1 protein-coding gene (running past one end of the window) is annotated in these 21,495 nt (G+C 69.2%); it reads right to left on the bottom strand.

The genetic code is table 11. The annotated features are described in order from the left end of the window. Positions 1 to 33: 33 nt before the first annotated feature. Positions 34 to 21,495, bottom strand: partial view of a non-ribosomal peptide synthase/polyketide synthase gene (locus FND50_RS13010; protein ID WP_260850977.1) — the 3' portion only. 12,264 nt of this gene lie beyond the right edge of the window; 21,462 of the gene's 33,726 nt are visible here — the last part of the coding sequence; its start codon lies off the right edge, out of view; the stop codon is at positions 34 to 36.

Here is a 21,495-nt window from a genome sequence, read left to right as displayed (position 1 = left end):
CGCGCGGAGCCTTCCCACCACGGGCCGCGGAGATCAGCGCCCGGATCGCTCCTCGGCCTGAGCCACGAGCGCGGTGAGCGCGGCAACCCAGAACTCTCCGAACCGGTCCACTTCCGGTGCCGAGAGGATGCCGGGCGGGAAGGACATGAACGCCGACAACTGCAGGCCCTCCGCGGTTTCCGAGATCACCGACTGGATGTCGAGAACAGCCTGGGCGGGCATCGCGCTCTTCTCGAATCCACCCGTGACGGGCGATTCGAAATCGGGCAGCCAGTCGAGTCCACGTACCGCCTCGGGAACCTCGGCCGCGCTCACGCGTCCGATGTAGTTGAACACGATCTGCGGTTCCGGCCAGTTCCTCATCACCGCCGAGGTGTCGGGGTTCAGATACCGGAGCAGCCCGTATCCGATTCCCCGGTCCGGGATCGCGCTCAGCTGATCCCGGACCGCGTGTACGGCGTCCGCCGCGCCCGCGCCACCCCGCAGTGCATCGGCGATGTCGACCCCGGCGAGGTCGAGACGTGCCGGGTACATCGTGGTGAACCAGCCGACCGTCCGCGACAGATCAGCACCCGGCACCGTGGACTCTTCACGTCCGTGACCCTCGAGGGTGACGACCGTCGACGAAGCCTCGACTCCGCGGTCGCGTCGCCACGCGGCCACCGCCAACGCGACGGCTGCCGCGAGAACGTCGCCGATCTCACCGTCGAGCGCACCCGGCGTGCCACCCAGCAATGCCTCGGTGACCGGTGCGGGAACATCCACCCGGGTCCGCTCCAGCGTGCTGACCAGGTCGGTTTCCAGGTCCAGCTCACGCGATCCGAGCAGCGGATCCGGGCCGGTCAGCATGTGTTCCCACACCTCGAGTTCGGCCACCCGCTCCGGCTCGACCGCCGCCTCGAGCAGACCGTCGGTCCAGCGCCGCAGCGACGTTCCGACCGGCTCGAGTGACGGCGACGTGCCGGCAGCGATCTGCGCGCCCGCGGTCGCGAAGTCCGGCACCAGGATCCGCCACGACACGGAGTCGATGACGAGGTGGTGCGGCACCACGAGGAGCCGTCCGCGCCGATCCGACTCGGCGGGGTCGAACCAGACGAACTGGAGCATCGACCCGGTGCGCGGATCCAGGCGATTCAGCGCCGCGTCGAAGGCCGCACTCGCCACCGCGTCGAACTCCGGCGAACCGGGCTCGTCGCCGGCCGCGATCTCCACCCGATGCACGGTGGCGTCGATGTCGACGCTACCCGCGGGTGCGATCTCGAGCGCGTCCTCTACACCGGACGTGACCAGGGTCGACCGCAGCACGTCATGCTTGTCGACCACGGCGGCGATCGTCGCGGTCACCTGCTCGCGTTCGATCCCGGCGGGCAACGTCAGCATCAACGGCATGACGAACCGGTCGAAGTCGCCGCCGCGCTCGACCATCTTGCGGGCGACCGGGGTGAGCGGCACCGTTCCGACGCCACCACCCTCGTACTCCTGCAGTGCGGCCGCCGCGGACTCGCCCGAATCGGCCACCGCGGCCAGCTCGGCAACCGTGCGCCGCTCGAACACATCTCGCGCGGTGAAGTGGATACGGGCCGAACGTGCCCGCGCCACCAGCTGGATGGACACGATGCTGTCGCCGCCGAGCTCGAAGAACGAGTCGTCGATTCCGACGCTCTCCCGGCCGAGCAGTTCACCGAACACGGTCGCGAGTGCACGCTCGGTGTCGGTGCGCGGCGCCCGGAAGTCGGCCGCCGACGCGAAGTCCGGCACCGGCAGCGCGCGCCGGTCGAGCTTGCCGCTGGTGCCCAGCGGAAGTTCGGCGAGAACCATCACAGAATCCGGAATCATGTACTCGGGCAACGATTCCGCGACGAACCCATTCAGCGCTGCCGGGTCGAGAACCGCGTCCGGCTTCGGCACGACGTAGGCGACGAGCCGCGCACCCACCTCGCTGTTGTGGACGATCACGGCGGCCTGCGCCACGTCGCGGTACCGGACGAACGCCTCCTCGACCTCGCCGAGTTCGATACGCAGTCCGCGCACCTTCACCTGGAAGTCGGTGCGGCCCACGAACTCGAGGACGCCGTTCTCGTTCCACCGGACGAGGTCGCCGGTGCGGTACATCCGCGCACCCGAATCGCCGAACGGGTTCGCGACGAACCGTTCCGCACTCAGTGCGGAACTGTTGACGTATCCGCGGGCGAGTTGCGCGCCGTCGAGGTACAGCTCACCGGGAACACCGATCGGCGCCGGGTTCAGATGAGCGTCGAGCACGTACGCGCGGGTGTTCCAGGCCGGCGAACCGATCGGCGCGATCGTCGCCGTGCCCGACGGCTCCACCACGTGGGCCGTCGAGTTGATGGTCACCTCGGTCGGGCCGTACAGGTTCACCAATTCCGCGGAACCGAGACCGGAAACCCGGTCGGCCGCCGACTGCGGCAGCGGCTCACCGCCCGCGAAGACCAGGCGCAGCGAACCGCACCGGTCGGCCGTGGCAGCGTCGAGGAACATGGTCAGCACGGACGGGACGAACTGGATCACCGTCACCGCTTCCGTGCCCACGGTCGCTGCCATGTAGTCGGGGTCGCGGTGACCGTCCGGCGAGGCGATCACGAGAGTGCCACCGACCACCAACGGCAGGAACAGCTCCCACACCGAGGCGTCGAACGTGAACGGTGTCTTCTGCAGCACCACGTCCTGCGCGCCGATGCCGTAGACGTCCCGCATCCACGCCAGCTGGTTGGCCAGCGCCGAGTGCGGAATCGCCACGCCCTTCGGACGTCCCGTCGAACCCGACGTGTACAGCGCGTAGGCCAGGTTGTCCGGGCGCAACTCGGCGAGCCGCTCGGAATCCTCGACCGGGCCATCCGCGTACTCGGACAGGTCGAAGTCCTCGACCAGGTACACCGGCACGTCCACGTCGAGATTCGCGATGTCGTCGGCCTGGCTCAGCACACAGGTCGGCACGGCACTGTCCACGACGTACGAGGTGCGGTCCGCCGGGTGCTCCGGGTCGATCGGCACGTACGCGCCGCCCGCCGCGTGGACAGCGTAGAGGCTGATCACCATGTCGAGCGAGCGTCGCATCGCGATGCCCACCACCGAGTCCGGCCCCACACCCATCGACATCAGGTGCCGCGCCAGACGATTCACCCGCGCGTCGAACTCGGCGTAGGTGAGGCGTACGTGGTCCGCCACCACGGCCGTTCGATCCGGCGTGCGAGCGACCTGGGCGCCGAACATCGACACCACGGATTCGTCGGTGACGTCGTGCCCCGAGTCGTTCCACCCGGACAGGACGAGTTCGCGTTCGTCGCCGGTCAGCAGATCGAGATCGCCCACCAGCGTGGACCTGCCGGCCGCGATGGTCTGCAGGATCCGGTTCAGCCGGGAGCCGAGCCGCTCGACGGTGTCGGCGCCCAATACGTCCGGGAGGTATTTCAGGACCAGCTGTAGCTCGCTGTCCGACTGGGCCAGCAGGCTCAGCGGGTAGTGCGAGGCGTCGCTGATCTGCACCCCGGCGACCCGGAGCCCGTCGATGTCGCTGTCCTCGGTGAGACCTGCGCGGTCCACCGGGTACGACTCGAACACCGTCAACGTGTCGAACAGCCCACCGATTCCGGCGATCTGCTGGATCTCCGGAAGACCGATGTGATGGTGGTCGAACAACGTCGACTGTTCCGCCTGCAGCCGCTCGAGCAGTCCGAGGAGCGACTCACGGGGGTCGATACGCACGCGAATCGGGATGGTGTTGATGAACAAGCCCACCATCGACTCGATGCCTGCGACCTCCGGGGGACGACCCGACACGGTGGCGCCGAAGACGACGTCGTCCGAGGCCGTCATGCGGGCCAGCAGCAGACCCCACGCCGCCTGGACGATCGTGTTCATCGTCAGGCCACGGTCCCGGGCGATGCGCGCCAGGTTCTCGCTCACCACCTCGCCGAGGTGCAGCGCGAACTCGGCCGGTTCGGGACGGTCCTCGCTGCTCGGCGCCGGGGCCAGCACGGTCGGACCGTCCAGTCCCGCCAGTGCGTGCGCCCACGCGCTGCGCGATGCGTCGGTGTCGCGTTCGGACAGCCAGCCGAGGAAGTCGCGGTAGCCACGCACGCGCGGCAGCACCGAACCGTCTCCGCGGGTGGCGTACAGCACCAGCAGGTCCTTCATCAGCAACGGCATCGACCATCCGTCGAGCAGGATGTGGTGGTTGCTGATGGAGAACCGGTAGCTGTTCTCACCCGTGCGGATCAGCAGGAACCGCATCAGGGGCGGACGACTCATGTCGAACCGCGCCGAACGATGTTCGCTCAGAACGGAACTCATCCGCTCCGCGCGTTCGGCCTCGGACAGACCGGAGAGGTCGAGCTCTTCCCACGGCAGTGCGACACGGTCGACGACTACCTGGACCGCGGTCCCCGAATCGTCGGGGACGAACGCCGTGCGCAGGTTCGCGTGACGTGCGATCAACGCCTCCGCCGCGCCGCGGAGCCGGCCGGTGTCGACGATGCCCTGGAAGTCCAGCACCACCTGAGCGGTGTAGACGTCCACCGCGTCCTCGGCGAGAACGGAATGGAAGAACATTCCCGACTGCAGCGGGGCGAGCGGCCACACGTCGGTGGCGTCGGGGTAGCGCCGCTCGAGCGCCTCGAGGTCGTCCTGCGTCACGGACACCAGCGGAACGTCGGACGGTGTGAGACCGCCGCCGTTCGGCCCGGAGGCGTGCTCGGCCAGTGCGGTCGCCGCGGCGTGCCACAGTTCGGCGAGCTCCCACACGTCCGCCTCGTCGAGAATCTCGGTGGCGAACGCGATCTTGGCCTCGATCTCGGGACCGGACGCCGTCTCCGACGTCACCGCGTTGATGCTGAGCACCGCCGGTGCCACCATGTCGTCGTCCATGGCACCGCCGAACTCACCCGAATCGCTGTCGGGAATCCAGCCGAGATCCCGGATCTCGGCGGGCAGATCCACCGAGCCCGCGCGACCGAGGTAGTTGAACCCGATCTGCGGAGTCGGCAACGATGCCAGGGCCGGAGCGGTCTCCTCGTTCAGGTAGCGAAGCAGCCCGTAGCCGATGCCCTTGTCGGGCACGGCAAGCAGCTGTTCCTTGACCGCCTTCAGCGCCGCGCCTGTCGACGTCCCGCCGTCGAACGCGTCGTCGAGATCGGCCCGGGAGACGTCCAGCCGCACCGGGTACAGGCTCGTGAACCAGCCCACTGTGCGGGAGAGGTCGGCACCGGGCACGGTCGCCTCTTCCCTGCCGTGTCCCTCGAGGTTGATCAGCACCGAGCGATCCTCGGTCCCGTTGCGGAGTCCACGCCAGCGCGCGACCGCGAGAGCGAGAGCCGCGAGCAGGCCGTCGTTGACACCGCCGTTCACGGACTGCGGGATCGTGGTGAGCAACGCCTGCGTCACCTGCGTCGAGAACGTCATGCTCAGGCGGTCGGTCCGGGCGATCACGTCGCGTGCGGGATCGAACGCACGCTTTCCGATCAGCGGATCCGTGCCTGCGAGCATTCCGCGCCAGAAGTCGAGTTCCGCCACACGGTGCGGCGACTTCGCCTCCTCGACCAGACCGTGCGCCCACGCTCGGACCGAGGAGCCGACCGGTTCGAGCTGCGCCGGCTGTCCCGCAGTGATCTGCGAACCCGCGGTCGCGAAGTCCGGCAACAGCACTCGCCAGGACACACCGTCGACGACGAGGTGATGCGCGAGCACCAGCAGGCGGCCGCTCTGCCCCGGCAACGACGCCGCGGGAGCGAACCACACGAACTGCGTCATCCGGCCCGACGCCGGATCCAGCCGTTCCGCCGCACGGTCGAGAGCCGTGCGTGCCAGCCTCTCGAATCCGTCCGTTCCCGGTTTGTCGGTGAACTCGATCTGCTCGATCAGGCCGTCCGCACCGAATGCGGCTTCGGTCGGGAGAGCCTCGAACGCCCAGTCGTCCCCGGTCCGGGTGAGCCGGGATCGGAGGATGTCGTGGCGTTCCACAACAGCATCCACCGTGGCCACCAGCTGATCCCGCGTGACCGCGGGCGGGGTGGTCAGCAGAACCGCCTGCGAGAACTTCTCGAAGGTCCCTGCCGTCTCCACCAGCCAGTGCGCGATAGGCGTGAGCGGAATCGAACCGACGCCGCCGCCCGGCAGCTCCTCGAGCTTCACCGACTCGACGTCGGTGGCCCAGTCGGCCACGTCGGCCAGCGCCGAGACGGTCTTGCGCTCGAAGACGTCCCGCGCCGTGAACAGCACACCGGCGTTCTTCGCGCGGGTCGTGAGCTGGATGGACACGATGCTGTCACCGCCGAGGGCGAAGAACGAGTCGTCGACGCTGACGCGGTCCACGCCGAGCACCTGCGCGAAGACGTCGGCGATGGCCTTCTCCATCGGCGTCGACGGCGCGCAGTACTCACTGGCGGCCGACACGAACTGCGGCTCGGGAAGCGCCTTGCGGTCGAGCTTTCCGGCGGGCGTCAGCGGCACCGAATCGATCGCCATGATCGACGACGGCACCATGTACCCGGGCAGGGTCTCGGACACGAACGCCGACAGTTCCGCGACGTCGATCGACGCGCCCTGAGCGGGCATCACGTACGACACCAGGACGGTCTGACCGGTCTGCTCGCGGTGGTGGCCCAGCGTGACCGCGAAGTCCACGCTCGGGTGGCTGCCGAGTTCGGCGTCGATCTCGCCGAGTTCGATGCGGAACCCACGGACCTTCACCTGGAAGTCGGACCGGCCGACGTAGTCAAGGACGAGGTCGCCGGTCTCCGCGTCGTGCACCCAGCGGACGACGTCGCCGGTGCGGTAGAGCCGCTCACCGGGACCGCCGAACGGGTTGGCGACGAAACGCTCCGCCGTCAGGGCGAACCGGTTGTGATAGCCGCGCGCCACGCTCGGACCCGCCACGTACAGCTCACCCGCGACCCCTACCGGGACCGGCGTGAGACGGGAGTCGAGCACGACCACGTCGACACCCCGGGTGGGACCGCCGATGGTGACGGGCCGATCCGCCTTCATCGGGTTGCTCGACGTGCTCCAGATCGTCGCCTCGGACGGGCCGTACAGGTTGAACATGCGCCGGCCGGGTGCCCACTTCTGCATGAGTTCCGGCGGGCAGGCCTCGCCGGCCACCGACAGCACCTCGATGCGTTCGAGCCCTGCCGGGTCGACCGTGGTGAGGGCCGCGGGTGTGATGAACGCGTGCGTGACCTTCTGCTTCTTCAGCAACCGGGCGAGTTCGTCGCCACCGTAGACGACGCCGGACGCGATGACCATCGTCGACGCGGCGGCGACGGCGTGCAGCAACTCGAACACGGACGCGTCGAAGCTCGGCGAGGCGAAGTGCAGCACCCGCGACTGCGGGGTGAGCCGGAGCCGCTCGACCTGTTCGGTCGTGACGTTCGCCAACCCGGTGTGGGTGACGACGACGCCCTTGGGCAGACCCGTCGACCCGGACGTGTAGATGACGTACGCCGCGTCGTCGACCCGTGTCGGACGGATGCGGTCGGCGTCGGTGACGGCCTCGGAGGACACGGACGCGCAGTCGCCGTCCATCTCGTCCTCACCGAGCACCAGCCACCGCACGGTGTCGGGCAGCTCGCCGACGTGGGCGCCGGTGGTGAGACCGACCTCCACGCGAGAGTCCGTGACCATGTGCAGGATCCGGTCGAACGGGTAGCTCGGATCGACGGGCACGAATGCCGCGCCGGTCTTCGCGACCGCCCAGATGGAGAGGATGGATTCGACGGAACGCGTCAGTGCCAGCGCGACGAAGTCGTCGGCTCCGATGCCCCTGCCGATCAGGACGCGGGCGAGACGGTTCGAGCGCTCGTCGAGCTCACGGTAGGTGACCTGCTCGTCGCCGCACACGACGGCGACGGCGTCGGGGTCGACCGCCGCGGCGGTGGCCAGGATGCTCGACAGGAGCTCGGGTGCGGCGCTGTCGGCGCCGCGGACGGGTGCCAGCACCTCGTGCTCGTTCTCGCTCAGGACGTCGATGTCCCCGATCAGCACGGACGCGTCGGCGGTGATCGCCTCGAGGATGCGCTGGAAACGGAACGCGAACGACGCGATGGTGCGTTCGTCGAACAGATCCGTCGCGTAGGTGAAGACGCCCCGCATCGGCGCGTCCCCGTCCGCGTCGGCTGCGTCCGCGAGCGTGAGCTGCAGATCGAACTTCGCGGCGCTGATGCCACCGTCGAGTCCCTCGACCGTCAGGCCGGGCAGCTCCAGGTGCGCCTGCTCGATGTTCTGGAACGCCAGAGCCACCTGGAAGAGCGGCGAGAACGCCGTCGAACGTTCCGGCTGGAGGATCTCGACCAGCCGCTCGAACGGCACGTCGGTGTGCGTGAACGCACCGAGGTCGTGCTGACGCACCTGCGCGAGGAGGTCGGAGAACGTCGCGTCGACGTCGACCTGCGCGCGCAACACGAGCGTGTTGACGAACATGCCGACCAGATCGTCGAGCGCGGCCTCGCCGCGGCCCTCGATGGCAGTACCCACCGCGATGTCGTCCGTGGCGCTCAGCCGAGCGAGCAGCACCGACAGTGCCGCGTGCGCGACCATGAACAGCGACGCGTTGTGCTCACGCGCCAGCGCCCCGAGCCGATCGCGCAGTTCCGCGTCGATCTCGAAGTCGAAGTTCGCGCCGCGCATCGACTGCGCGGGCGGCCGCGGCCGGTCCGTCGGCAACGGCAGCACGTCCGGCAGACCGCTGAGCGTGGTCCGCCAGTAGTCGATCTGCTGGGTGGCCAGCGAATCCGACGCGTTCTCGTCGCCCAGCAACTCGTGCTGCCAGAGCGAGAAGTCCGCGTACTGGACGTCGAGCGGAGCCCAGGCGGGTTCGGAACCGGCGGCGCGGGCGCTGTAGGCGATCACCACGTCCCGTGCCAGCGGTGCCGTCGAGGCGCCGTCGGACGAGATGTGGTGGACGACGATGACCAGCACGTGCTGCTCGGCGTCGATCCGCAGGAGACGCGCGCGGACCGGGACGGCCTTCGCGACGTCGAAACCGGCGGTGACGAGGGAGATCACGCGCTCACGCAGGGTGTTCTCGTCGGCGACGTTCTCCACGTCCAGTGAGGTGAAACTCCGGGCCCGCGACAACACGACCTGGCCCGGGCCGTCGCCGGTGTCGGGGTACGTCGTGCGCAGCGTCTCGTGCCGTTCGACGACGTCGCCGAGTGCCTGTTCGAGCGCCGCGACGTCGAGGTGGCCCGTCAGCTTGATCGCCAGCGGAATGTTGTACGCCGCCGACGCCGTGTCGAACTGGTTGATGAACCACATGCGGGACTGCGCCGGGGACAGCGGAATCCGGGCCGGACGTGGCTGGGGCACCAGCGCCGGGCGGGTCGCGCCCGCCGAATCGGACTGCTCGGCGCGTGCCGACAGCGCGATCACCGTCGGAGCCTCGAACAGTTCGCGCACACCGATCGACGTGTCGAGCGCGGCATTGACGCGGGCGACCACGCGCGTCGCGACCAGCGAGTTGCCGCCGAGGTCGAAGAAGCTCGTGTCCACGCTGACCCGCTCGTGACCGAGCACGTCCGCGAAGACTCCGGCGACGATCTCCTCGACGGGGGTGCGCGGGCCCTTGTAATGGTCCGCGGCGCCACCGAACTCGGGTTCGGGGAGCGCCTTGCGATCGAGCTTGCCGTTGATGTTCAGCGGCAGCGCATCGAGGGCGATCAGCGCGGACGGCACCATGTACCCCGGCACCGACCGGCCGGCGAACGTGAGAACGTCGGTGTCGTCGACGGAGTTGCCTTGCTCCGGCACCACGTAACCGACGAGCCGGTCCCCGGTATGACGGTCGTGGTGGACCACGACGACGGCCTGCGCCACCGACGGATGCGCCACGAGCGCCCGCTCGATCTCGCCGAGTTCGATCCGGAAACCGCGGACCTTGACCTGGAAGTCGCTCCGGCCGACGTAGTCGAGGTTGCCGTCGCGGTTCCATCGCACCAGGTCACCGGTGCGGTACATCCGGTGTCCGGCGTCGCCGAACGGGTTGGCGACGAACCGTTCCGCGGTGAGGTCGTGGCGGCCGAAGTAGCCGCGCGCCAACTGCTCGCCCGCGAGATAGAGCTCACCTGTGACTCCGGCGGGAACGGGGTGCAGACGCGAATCGAGAACGTAGGTCTGCGTGTTCCATTCGGGTCTGCCGATCGGGACCGAACCGTCGCGCTCGTCGCCGCACCGGTAGTGGGTGACGCTGACGGCGGCCTCGGTGGGGCCGTACAGGTTGAAGATCTCCGCGTTCGAGACGTCGCGGAAACGGAGCATCGTGTCGGCGGGCAGTGCCTCACCGATGCAGAGCACCCGTGTCAACGACACCAGCTGGGCAGGCTCCGCCACCGCGACGAACGCCGACAGCAGCGAAGGCACGAAGTGCACGGTCGAGACCTGCTGCTCCGCAACGAGTGCGGCCAGGTACGACGGGTCGCGGTGGCCGTCCGGTGTGGCGACGACCAGACGTGCACCCGCGGTCAGCGCCCACCAGAACTCCCACACCGACAGGTCGAATGTCGCCGCCGTCTTGAGCAGCACCGAATCCTCCGCGGTGAGCGGGTATTCCGACTGCTTCCACCGCAACTGGTTCGCGATCGCACGGTGCGCGATCGCCACACCCTTCGGGCGACCGGTCGAGCCGGACGTGTAGATCACGTACGCGGCGTTCTCCGGCCGCAGCGGTGCGATCCGCTCCGAATCGGTCAGCGGAGCCGCGTTGATTCCACCCAGATCCAGTTCGTCGAGGAGGAGGTAGTCGACCCCGCCCGGCAGTCCCCCGACGACGGCGCGGCTCGCCAGGACGCAGACGGGTTGCGCGCTCTCCAGCACGTACGCGGTGCGCTCGGCCGGATGGTCCGGGTCGATCGGCAGGTAAGCGCCGCCGGCCGCGGCGATCGCGTACATGCCGACCAGCAGTTCCACCGAACGCGGAATCGCCAGGCCGACCACGGTTTCCGGGCCGACCCCGCGGCCGACGAGGTGCCGGGCCAACCGGTTGACCCTCGTCGAGAAGTCGGCGTACGTCAGCGACTCGCCCTCGAACACGAGAGCGGTGACGTCCGGGTTCTCCGCGGCGGCGGACGCGAACATGTCCGCGAGCGTCGTCTCCGGCAGCGCCCGCTCGGTGTCGTTCCATCCGGACACCACGAGCGCACGCTCGTCGCTGCCTGCGAGGGGCAGGTCGCCGACCGCGGTCCGCGGCGAATCCACCGCGGCGGCGAGGACGCGGCGGAACATGGCCGCGAAACGCTTGACGGTGGCGGCGTCGAACAGGTCGGTGGCGAACGTGAACACGCCCGACATCTGCTCCCCCTCGGGGCTGTCCCCCAGGATCAGATGCAGGTCGAACTGCGCGGTGTCGCCCTCGACCTCGAGCGGTGTGACGGTGAGGTCGGGCAGTTCCAGCTCGGCCTTCGTCGTGTTCTGGAACGAGTAGCCCACCTGGAAGATCGGGTGGTGGGCCATCGAGCGTGCCGGGTTCAGGACCTCGACCAGGCGCTCGAACGGGACGTCGGCGTGCGAGAACGCCTCGAGGTCGGCCTCTCGGGCACGGTCGAGGATCTCGTCGAACGTCTGCTGCCCGTCGACCTGTACCCGCAGTGCGAGGGTGTTGACGAACATGCCGACGACGTCGTCGAGTTCGCGCTCGCCGCGGCCTGCGATCGGGGTGCCCACCGAGATGTCCTCGGTGCCGGACAGACGGCTGAGCAGCACCGCGAATGCGGCGTGCACGGCCATGAACACGCTGGCATTGTGCCTCCGGGCCAGTGCGGCCAGACCGCGGTGCACCTCGGCGTCGATGGTGAAGTCGATCCGCGACCCGCGCAGGGACTGTACGGGCGGTCGCGGCCGGTCCACCGGCAGCTCGAGGAGGTCGGGCACGCCGGCCAGCGTCTTCTTCCAGAAGGCCAGCTGGGCGGCGATCAGGCTGTCGGGGTCGTCCTCGCTGCCGAGGAGTTCACGCTGCCAGATCGCGTAATCCGCGTACTGCACCGGGAGCGGCGCGTAGCCGGGTTCCCGGCCTGCCGCCCGCGACGCGTACGCCACCATGACGTCGCGCACGAACGGCGCAGTGGATTCGCCGTCGGTGGACACGTGGTGCACGACGAGTGCCAGCACGTAGTCCTGCGGGCCGACCTCGAACAGTCGCGTCCGGATCGGCGGGGCGTCGGCGGTGACGTCGAATCCGGCGGTGACCATCTCCACCAACTGCTCGCGCAGTTCGTCGTCCGACACCGCGGCGGGCGTCAGGTCCAACCGGACCTGGTCGGCGGGGAGGATCACCTGGTGCGGGCCCTCCGGCGAGTCCGGATAGATCGTGCGCAGCGACTCGTGGCGGTCGAGCACGTCGAGCACGGCGGACTGCAGGGCGTCCACGTCCAGCGCACCGGTCAATCGGACCGCGAGCGGAATGTTGTAGGCGGGCGAGTCCGGGTCGAAGCGGTTGATGAACCACATCCGGGACTGCGCCAGCGACAACGGGACGAAGGCAGACCTCTCCCGCGGCGCGAGGACGGGTCGCTGTCGGATGTTCTCGTCGGGGGTGCCGATGCGGGCGGCCAGACCAGCGACCGTCGGCGCCTCGAACAGTTCCCGGACGCCGATGCGGCGACCGAAGACCTGTCCGGCCCGCGACACGACACGGGTGGCGCTCAGCGAGTTCCCGCCGAGGTCGAAGAAGCTGTCGTCGACGCTGACCTGCTCGAGTCCGAGCACGTCGGCGAAGATGTCTGCGATCGTCTCTTCCGCGAGCGTCGTCGGGGCACGGAACTCCGCGCCCGCGGTGACGAACTCGGGTTCGGGCAGCCGCGCGCGATCCAGCTTGCCGATGCCCGTCAGCGGGATCTCGTCGAGGAGGATCACGACGGACGGCACCATGTACGGCGGAAGCGTCTCGCCGACAACCGACTTCAGCGATTCCGGATCGACCGTTGCACCGTCGGCGGGCAGGACGTACGACACGAGGGTCGTCAGCCCGGCCGGGTTCTCGCGACCCACGGTCACGGCGAACTCGATATCCGACTGTGCGGCCAGGGCGGCGTCGATCTCACCGAGTTCGACGCGGAACCCGCGGACCTTCACCTGGAAGTCGGACCGGCCGACGTACTCCACTCGATGTCCGTCCGCCCAGCGCACGACGTCGCCGGTGCGGTACATGCGCGCGCCGGGTTCGCCGAACGGGTTGGCCACGAACCGCTCCGCCGTGACCGACGGACGGTTGTGGTAGCCGCGGGTCACCGACGGGCCGCAGATGTAGAGCTCGCCGGGCACTCCCTCCGGCACCGGACGCAACCGTGAATCGAGGATGAGGGATTCGACGCCACGCAGCGGCGAACCGATCGTCACGCGCTCACCCGCCACCATCGGTTCGGTGATGGTGACGATGACCGTGGTCTCGGTGGGACCGTAGGCGTTGCGCATCTCGCGGCCGGGAGCCCACCGTGCCACGAGTTCCGGTGTGCAGGTGTCGCCGCCGACCACGACGGACGTGACGGAGTCGAGGCCGTCGGGGTCGACGGTCATCAGCGCCGTCGGTGTCATGACCACGTTGTTGACCCGTTCGCGGCGGATCAGGTCGGCGAGTTCGTCGCCGCCGTAGACGTCCGCGGGCGAGATCACCAGGGTGGCGCCCGCGCTGAACGCGGCGAGCATCTCCCCGACCGACGTGTCGAAGCTCGGCGACGCCACGTGCAGGAATCGGGAGTTCGGCGACACGACGTAGTGCTCGCGCACCTCGCGGGTGAGGTTCGCCAGACCGCGGTGGGTGACCACCACGCCCTTCGGCTTACCCGTCGAACCCGAGGTGTAGATGAGATACGCCGGGTGGTCGACCGTCAGCGCGCGGCGCAGATCCGCGTCCTCCACCGCGCCCGCACTGCGGGCTCCGATCTCCTCGGCCGCCGCCGTCTCGTCGAGGACGATCCACGGCACCGTGCCGGGAAGGTCGTCGTGATGGCGGGCGACCGTCAGTCCGAGGACCGCCGCCGAATCGGACAGCATCTCGGCGATCCGCTCGAACGGCAGCTTCGGGTCGACGGGCAGGTAGGCGCCGCCGGCCTTGGCGATCGACCAGATCCCGAGGATGGATTCGACGGAACGCGTGATCGCCAGTGCGACATAGGTCTCCGGCCCCACGCCCCGATCGATCAGGACGCGCGCGAGCTGATTCGACCGCTCGTCGAGTTCCCGGTACGTGACCTCACGTCCTTCGAAGGTCACCGCGACCGACTCCGGGGAGATCTCGACACCCGAACGCAGCAGTTCGGGCAGTGTGCGCGGCTCGATCGACTGCGGTCCGCGGACCGGGGCGATCGCGGCCTTCTCCACGGCGTCGAGGATCTCGATGTCGCCGAGGACCACGTCGCGGTCGGCCGACACGGCATCGAGGATCCGGCCGAACCGGTCCGCGAAGCTCACTATGGTCTGCTCGTCGAAGATGTCGGTCGAGTAGTTGAACGTCGCGGCGATACCCGCGGCGGCCCCGTCGACGTAGCGCTCGCCGACGCTGAGCTGGAGGTCGAATTTGGCGACCTCGAGCGGGGCGTCGAGCGCGGAGATCTCGAGACCCGGGAACTCCATCCGGACCGATTCGTTGTTGTCGAACGACAACGCCACCTGGAACAGCGGCTGGTGCGCCGTCGACCGCGGGACGTCGAGTACCTCGACGAGACGCTCGAACGGAACGTCGCTGTGGCTGAACGCATTCAGATCGGTGGTGCGCACCTGCGCCAGCAGGTCGGCGAAGGTGTCGTCGGGACGCACCGACGCGCGGAGCACGAGGGTGTTGACGAACATGCCGACGAGCCTGTCCAGTTCCTGCTCGCCGCGGCCGGCGACCGGCGTGCCGATCGCGACGTCCGTCTGCGAAGACAGCCGCTCGAGCAGGACAGCGAGCGCGGCGTGCACGACCATGAACAGGGTCGAGTTCGTTTCCCGGGCGATCGCGAGCAGCCCGCTGTGGGTCTGCGCGTCGATCGTGAACCGTGCCGACGCACCGCGCAGCGACTGCACGGGCGGCCGGGGCCGGTCGGTCGGCAACTCGAGCACCTCGGGGAGCCCGCCGAGCGCCTGCTGCCAGTAGCCGAGCTGGCGGGCGACCAGCGATTCGGGGTCGGACTCGTCGCCGAGCGACTCACGCTGCCACAACGCGTAGTCGGCGTACTGGACGGGCAGCGGTTCCCACCCGGGAGCAGTGCCGGTCGCACGCGCCGCGTAGGCGGTCATGATGTCGGTGAACAGGGGCGCCAGCGACGCACCGTCGGCCGAGATGTGGTGCACGACCATCATCAGGATGTGGTCGGTGGGGTTCACCTCGAAGCAGGCGACCCGCACCGGCACCGTCTCGGTGACGTCGAATCCGGTGGCGCCGAGTTCACGCAACCGCGCGTACAGGTCCTGCTCGTCGGCGACCGGGGTCGGGGTCAGGTCGGACACCACGTCGGCTGCGGGCAGCACGACCTGGTGCGCGTCCTCGTCGCCGACCGGGAAGACCGTCCGCAGCGACTCGTGCCGCTCGACCACGTCCGCCCACGCCGCATTCAGCGCCGCCGTATCGATCGAGCCGGTCAACCGCACCGCCAGCGGCAGGTTGTACGCCGGGGAGGACGGATCGAACTGGTTGACGAACCACATCCGCTGCTGCGCCAGCGACAGCGGGATACGGTCGGGGCGGGGACGTGCGACGAGTGCGGGACGGTGTTCGGCGGTTCCCGCGCTCGCTTCGAGCAGCGCAGCGAGTTCTGCGACGGTCGGATGCTCGAAGCATTCCCGGACCGAAAGGTGCGCGCCGAGCGCGGCGGTCAGCCTGGCGGTGAGCCTCGTTGCGCTGATCGAGTTTCCGCCGAGGTCGAAGAACGAGTCGGCGGCACCGACGCGTTCGACGCCGAGCACCTCGCCGAACACCCCGGCGACGATCTCCTCGATCGGGGTACGGGGTGCGACGTATTCGGCCTCGGACGTGACGAAGTCCGGTTCGGGAAGTGCACCCCGGTCCAGCTTGCCGGTGGCGCCGAGCGGGAAGCTGTCCAGGACGAGGATCCGGGCGGGCACCATGTACGCGGGCAGCGTCTCCGCTGCCGCGTCCAGAACCGACGCGGTATCGATCGCCACATCGGCCACCGGGATCACGTAGCCCACCAGGTTCTCGCCGGTGGTCTCGCTGCGGTGCACGACGACCACGGCCTGCGCCACCGACGGGTGCGCCAGAAGCGCGGACTCGACCTCGCCGAGCTCGAGCCGCTGTCCGCGGAGCTTGACCTGGAAGTCGCGGCGCCCGATGTACTCGACGATGCCGTCGGCGCGCTTGCGGACGATATCGCCGGTGCGGTACATCCGCTGCCCGGCCGTGCCGAACGGGTTCGCGACGAACCGGTCCGACGTCAGGTCGCTGCGGCCGACGTAGCCGCGGGCCAGCTGGATGCCGGCGAGGTACAGCTCGCCGTGCACGCCCGCGGGGACGGGACGCAGCCGGGAGTCGAGCACGTACAGCTGCGTGTTCCACACGGGCGCGCCGATCGGCACCGTCGTGCGGTCCGCTTCGGTGCACTCCCAGTAGGTGACGTCGACCGCGGCCTCCGTCGGGCCGTACAGGTTGTGCAGCGCTGCGGAGGAGAAGTCCCGGAACGCGGCCGCGGAGGCAGGCGGAAGGGCTTCACCGCTGCAGAACACCTGACGCAGCGAACCGCACAGCGCGGCGTCCGCACCTGCGGTGAACACCGCCAGCATGGACGGCACGAAGTGCATCGTGGTCACGCTGTGCCCGGCGATGACCTCGGAGAGGTACACCGGGTCGCGGTGCCCGTCCGGGATCGCGAGAACGAGCTTGGCTCCGACCTCGAGCGGCCAGAACAGTTCCCACACGGACACGTCGAACGTGACGGGGGTCTTTTGCAGGACGACGTCCGTGGAATCCATCGGGTAGGTGTCCTGCATCCACAGCAACCGGTTGACGATCGCCCGGTGACTGACGGCGACGCCCTTCGGCTTACCGGTCGATCCGGACGTGTAGATCACGTAGGCGGTCGAATCCGGACGGACCGGTGCCCCGCGCTCGTCATCGGTGATCGGACCGTCGGGGTGACCGGAGAGGTCGACGGTGTCCACCTCGATCCGCGGCGCAGCCGTCTCTGCATCCCGATCGGCCGACGAGGTCAGCACGCAGACCGGGGAGGCGCTGTCGATCACGTACGCGGTGCGCGCCGCCGGATGATCCGGGTCGAGCGGCACGTAGGCGGCGCCCGTCTTCTCGATCGCGTAGATCGCGATCATCATCTCGAGGGAGCGGCGCAGCGCGACCGCGACCCGGGACTCCGGGCCGACACCCCGTGCGAGCAGTTCCCGTGCCAGTCGGTTGGTCCTGGCGTCGAACTCGGCATACGTCAGCGCGTCGTCGCCGAACACCAGGGCAACCGCGTCCGGCGTCCGCGCCACCTGCTCGTCGAACAGGTCGACGAGCGTGCGCTCCTCCGCCGCGGTCGCGGAGGTCGCCGACGTCGCGTCGGCGATCACGCCGGCGAGGACACCGGCGAACGTGTCGGCGAAGCCTTCACCCGACGACCCGTCGAGCAGTCCGGGCAGCAGAGTGGACAGGGCCACCGTGACCGCGGCCTCCGGGCCCACACCCACACCGGCGAGCGTGCGCGCGAGTTCCGCGGACTTGTCCCGCAACTGCGCATACGTGACATCGGTGCCGTTGTGCGACAGCGCGATTCCGTCCGGGTTGATCGTCGCCGCACCGTCGAGGAGTTCGGGCAGCGACTTGGTGGCCGCCAGCTCCTGCGAGATCGAGTGCGACATCAGGGACTGCGCCCCCTCATCCGGCACGGCCAGACCGGCCTTCTCGTCCTCGGTCAGGATGTCGATGTCACCGACGACAGCATCCGCGTCGGCCGTGACGGCCTCGAGCACGCGAACGAAGCGATCGGCGAAACCGCGGACCGTCGACTCGTCGAAGAGATCGGTGGCGTAGGAGAACCAGCCCCGCATACCGGTCGCGACGGAGCCCTCGTCGAACCGTTCCTCGACGGCGACACCGAGATCGGTCTTGCTCGTGGTGAGTCCGCTCTCGAGGACCTCGACGGTCAGCCCGGCGAGCTCGAGCTTCGGGCGTTCGAGGTTCTGGAAGCTCAGCATCACCTGCGCGAGCGGCGCGTACGCGGCGGTGCGCGACGGACGGAGCACCTCGACGATCTGCTCGAACGGCACGTCGGCGTTGCCGAATGCATTCAGATCGACCTCGCGTGCCTGCGTGAGCAGCGTGCTGAAGCGGGCGTTCGGGTCGACATCGGTGCGCAGCACGAGCGTGTTGACGAACATCCCGACGAGGTCGTCGAGCGCGCGGTCACCGCGGCCCGCGACGGGGGTGCTGACGGAGATGTCGCTGGTGTTGCTCAGACGTCCCAGGAGCACGGCGAGTGCGGTGTGCACCACCATGAACAGCGACGCCTGATGGATCTGCGCGAGTTCGTTCAGCGACCGGTGCACGTCCTGCCCGATCTCGAACTCGATCAGGCCACCCTGCGGGTTGCGGACGGCCGGGCGCGGCCGGTCGGCGGGGAGGTCGAGGACCTCCGGTGCATCGCCGAGCGCGTGCGTCCAGTACGCGATCTGCTTGCCCGCGAGCGACTCCGGGTCGTCCTCGGAGCCGAGGAGATTCCGCTGCCACAGGGCGAAGTCCGGGTACTGCACGGGCAGCGGTGAGAGGCTGGGCTCCTCCCCCTGCACGCGAGCGCCGTAGGCGCCGAACAAGTCCCGTGCGAGCGGGGCCATCGACGAACCGTCCGCCGAGATGTGGTGGACCACGACCACGAGGACGTGGTCGCGTTCCCCGAGTTCGAACAGGGCGGCGCGCACCGGCACGTCGGCGGTGACGTCGAAGCCGGCCGATGCCAGCGCGACGACCCGCTCCCGCAGTTCCTGCTCGTCGGCCACGCGGACGACGTCGAGCCCGGACTTCGTGTCGGATGCGGACCGGACGACCTGGTAGGGGCCGTCGACCGAATCCGGGTACACCGTGCGCAGCGATTCGTGCCGGGCAACGACATCCGCGATCGCCGACCGCAGCGCGTCGACGTCCAGTGCGCCGGTGAGCCGCAGCGCCAACGGGATGTTGTACTCGGCCGATTCGGGATCGAACCGGTTGGCGTACCACATCCGCTGTTGTGCCAGAGACAGCGGCAGCCGGTCCGGACGCGGTCCGGCGGTGAGGGGCGGACGCGCGCCGCCGTCCACACCGAGCTCTTCCAGCCTGCGCGCCAGCTGCGCCACCGTGGGAGCCTCGAAGATCTCGCGCACCGGAGCGTCGATGCCGACGGCCTCGTTGATATGCGCCATCACGCGGGTGGCAGCGAGCGAGTTTCCGCCGAGCGTGAAGAAGGAGTCGTCGGCACCGACCACGTCGACACCGAGCACCTCCGCGAACACCGCGGCGACCCGCTGCTCGAGAGCGGTTCTCGCGGCACGGAACTCACGGTCCTCCGCCAGGAACTCGGGCTCGGGCAGGGCGCGGCGGTCGAGTTTGCCCACCGGGGTGAGCGGGATGGCGTCGAGGGTCACGATCGTCGACGGCACCATGTACGTGGGCACGAACTCGCCCACGAAGTCCAGCATCCGGGTGACGTCCACCTCGGCGCCCGGCACCGGGAGCACGTACGACACGAGGACCGAATCCCCGGACGGTCCGGGCAGGACAGACGTCGTGGCGAAGTCGACGGCGGGGTGCTTGGCGAGCACCGCGTCGATCTCGCCGAGTTCGATGCGGAATCCGCGGACCTTCACCTGCTGGTCCGAGCGGCCGACGTAGTCGACGGTCAGCGCGCCGTCCGCGTCCTTCGTCCAGCGCACGACGTCGCCGGTGCGGTACATCCGGTCGCCCGGCTCACCGTACGGGTTCGCGACGAAGCGTCCCGCGGTCAGTGGCGTGCGCCGGTGGTAGCCACGGGCGAGTCCGAGACCGGACAGATAGAGGTCACCTGCGATACCGACCGGAACGGGGCGGAGCCGGTCGTCGAGGACCAGTGCGCTGGTGCCGCGGATCGGACCACCGATCGTGACCGGGCCGTCGGCGGCCATCGGGTCGCTGATGTTGGTCATGATCGTGGTCTCGGTGGGACCGTATCCGTTGAACAGCGAGCGTCCGGGTGCCCAGCGGGCCGCGAGTTCCGCCGGGACGGCCTCGCCGCCGGCGACGACGAACTGGAAGTCGTCGAGCCCGGACGGATCCACGGACGCCAGCGCCGAAGGCGTGACGAAGCCGTGCGTGACGCGTTGCTCGCGCAGGAACTTCGCGAACTCGGGTCCGCCATACACGTCGGTGGGAGCGATCACCATCGTGGCACCGGCACCGACCGCGAGCAGCAGTTCGAGCACGGACGCGTCGAAGCTCGGCGACGCGAAGTGCAGCGTCCGCGAGTCCGTCGTCACCTGGTAACGCTCACGCTGTTCGGCCGCGAAGTTGGCAAGACCCCGGTGCGTCACGACGACACCCTTGGGCTGCCCGGTGGTGCCGGACGTGTAGATCACGTAGGCGCTGTTGGCCGGTGTCACCGCCGTGCGACGCTCCGCCTCCGCGACGGGGGCCGTGGAGTACCGCTCGGCGGCGTTCTCGAAGTCTTCGCTGTCGAGGACCAGCCAGTCGACGTCCGCCGGAAGCCGGCCGACCTCGGAGCTCACGGAAAGCCCGAGCGACACACCCGAATCGGTGACCATGTGAGCGATGCGCTCGTCCGGGTACCGGGGGTCGATCGGCACATAGGCGCCGCCGCTCTTGGCGACGGCCCAGATGCCGACGATCGACGCGATCGAGCGGGTGATGCCGAGCCCGACGAACGTCTCCGCGCCGACTCCGCGCTCGATCAGGATGCGCGCCAGACGGTTCGAGCGCTCGTCCAGCTCGCGGTAGGTGATGCTCTCGCCGCCCGAGACGACCGCGTCACCGTCGGGATTCGCGGCGACGGCCGCGGACAGCAGTTCGACGAGAGTCGTGGGCGGGGTGCCATCGATACCGCGGACCGGTGTCAGTTCCTGGGTCTCCTCGGCGTCGAGGATGGGGATGTCCCCTACTGCGACGTCGGTTCCGCCGCCTGCGACGGCGGCGAGGATCCGCACGAAACGGTCCGCGAAGCCCTGCACGGTCTCCGCGTCGAAGATCTCGGTGGCGAACCCGAGGACACCGGTGATCCCGGTGGGCGCGCCCTCGTCCGACCACAGTTCGCGCAGGTCGACGGTGAGGTCGAACTTGCTGAACTCGACGTCCACGGCACCGGGTGTCGCCTCGAGTCCGGCGAACTCGAGGGACGGGATGCCGTTGACCTGATGGGTCAGCACGACCTGGAACAGCGGCGAGTACGCCGTCGACCGGGTCGGCTTCAGGGCGTCCACCAACTGCTCGAACGGGACGTCCTGATGGCTGAACGCGGCGAGGTCCTGGGTGCGGACCTGCTCGAGCAGTTCGGCGAAGGACGTTCCGGGCTCGACCTCGGTCCGCAGCACCAGTGTGTTGAC

It is taken from the genome of Rhodococcus sp. WB9, from assembly GCF_007558985.1.
In the GTDB taxonomy this organism is placed as follows: domain Bacteria; phylum Actinomycetota; class Actinomycetes; order Mycobacteriales; family Mycobacteriaceae; genus Rhodococcus_F; species Rhodococcus_F opacus.
This window is presented reverse-complemented; position numbering and strand designations above follow the sequence as displayed.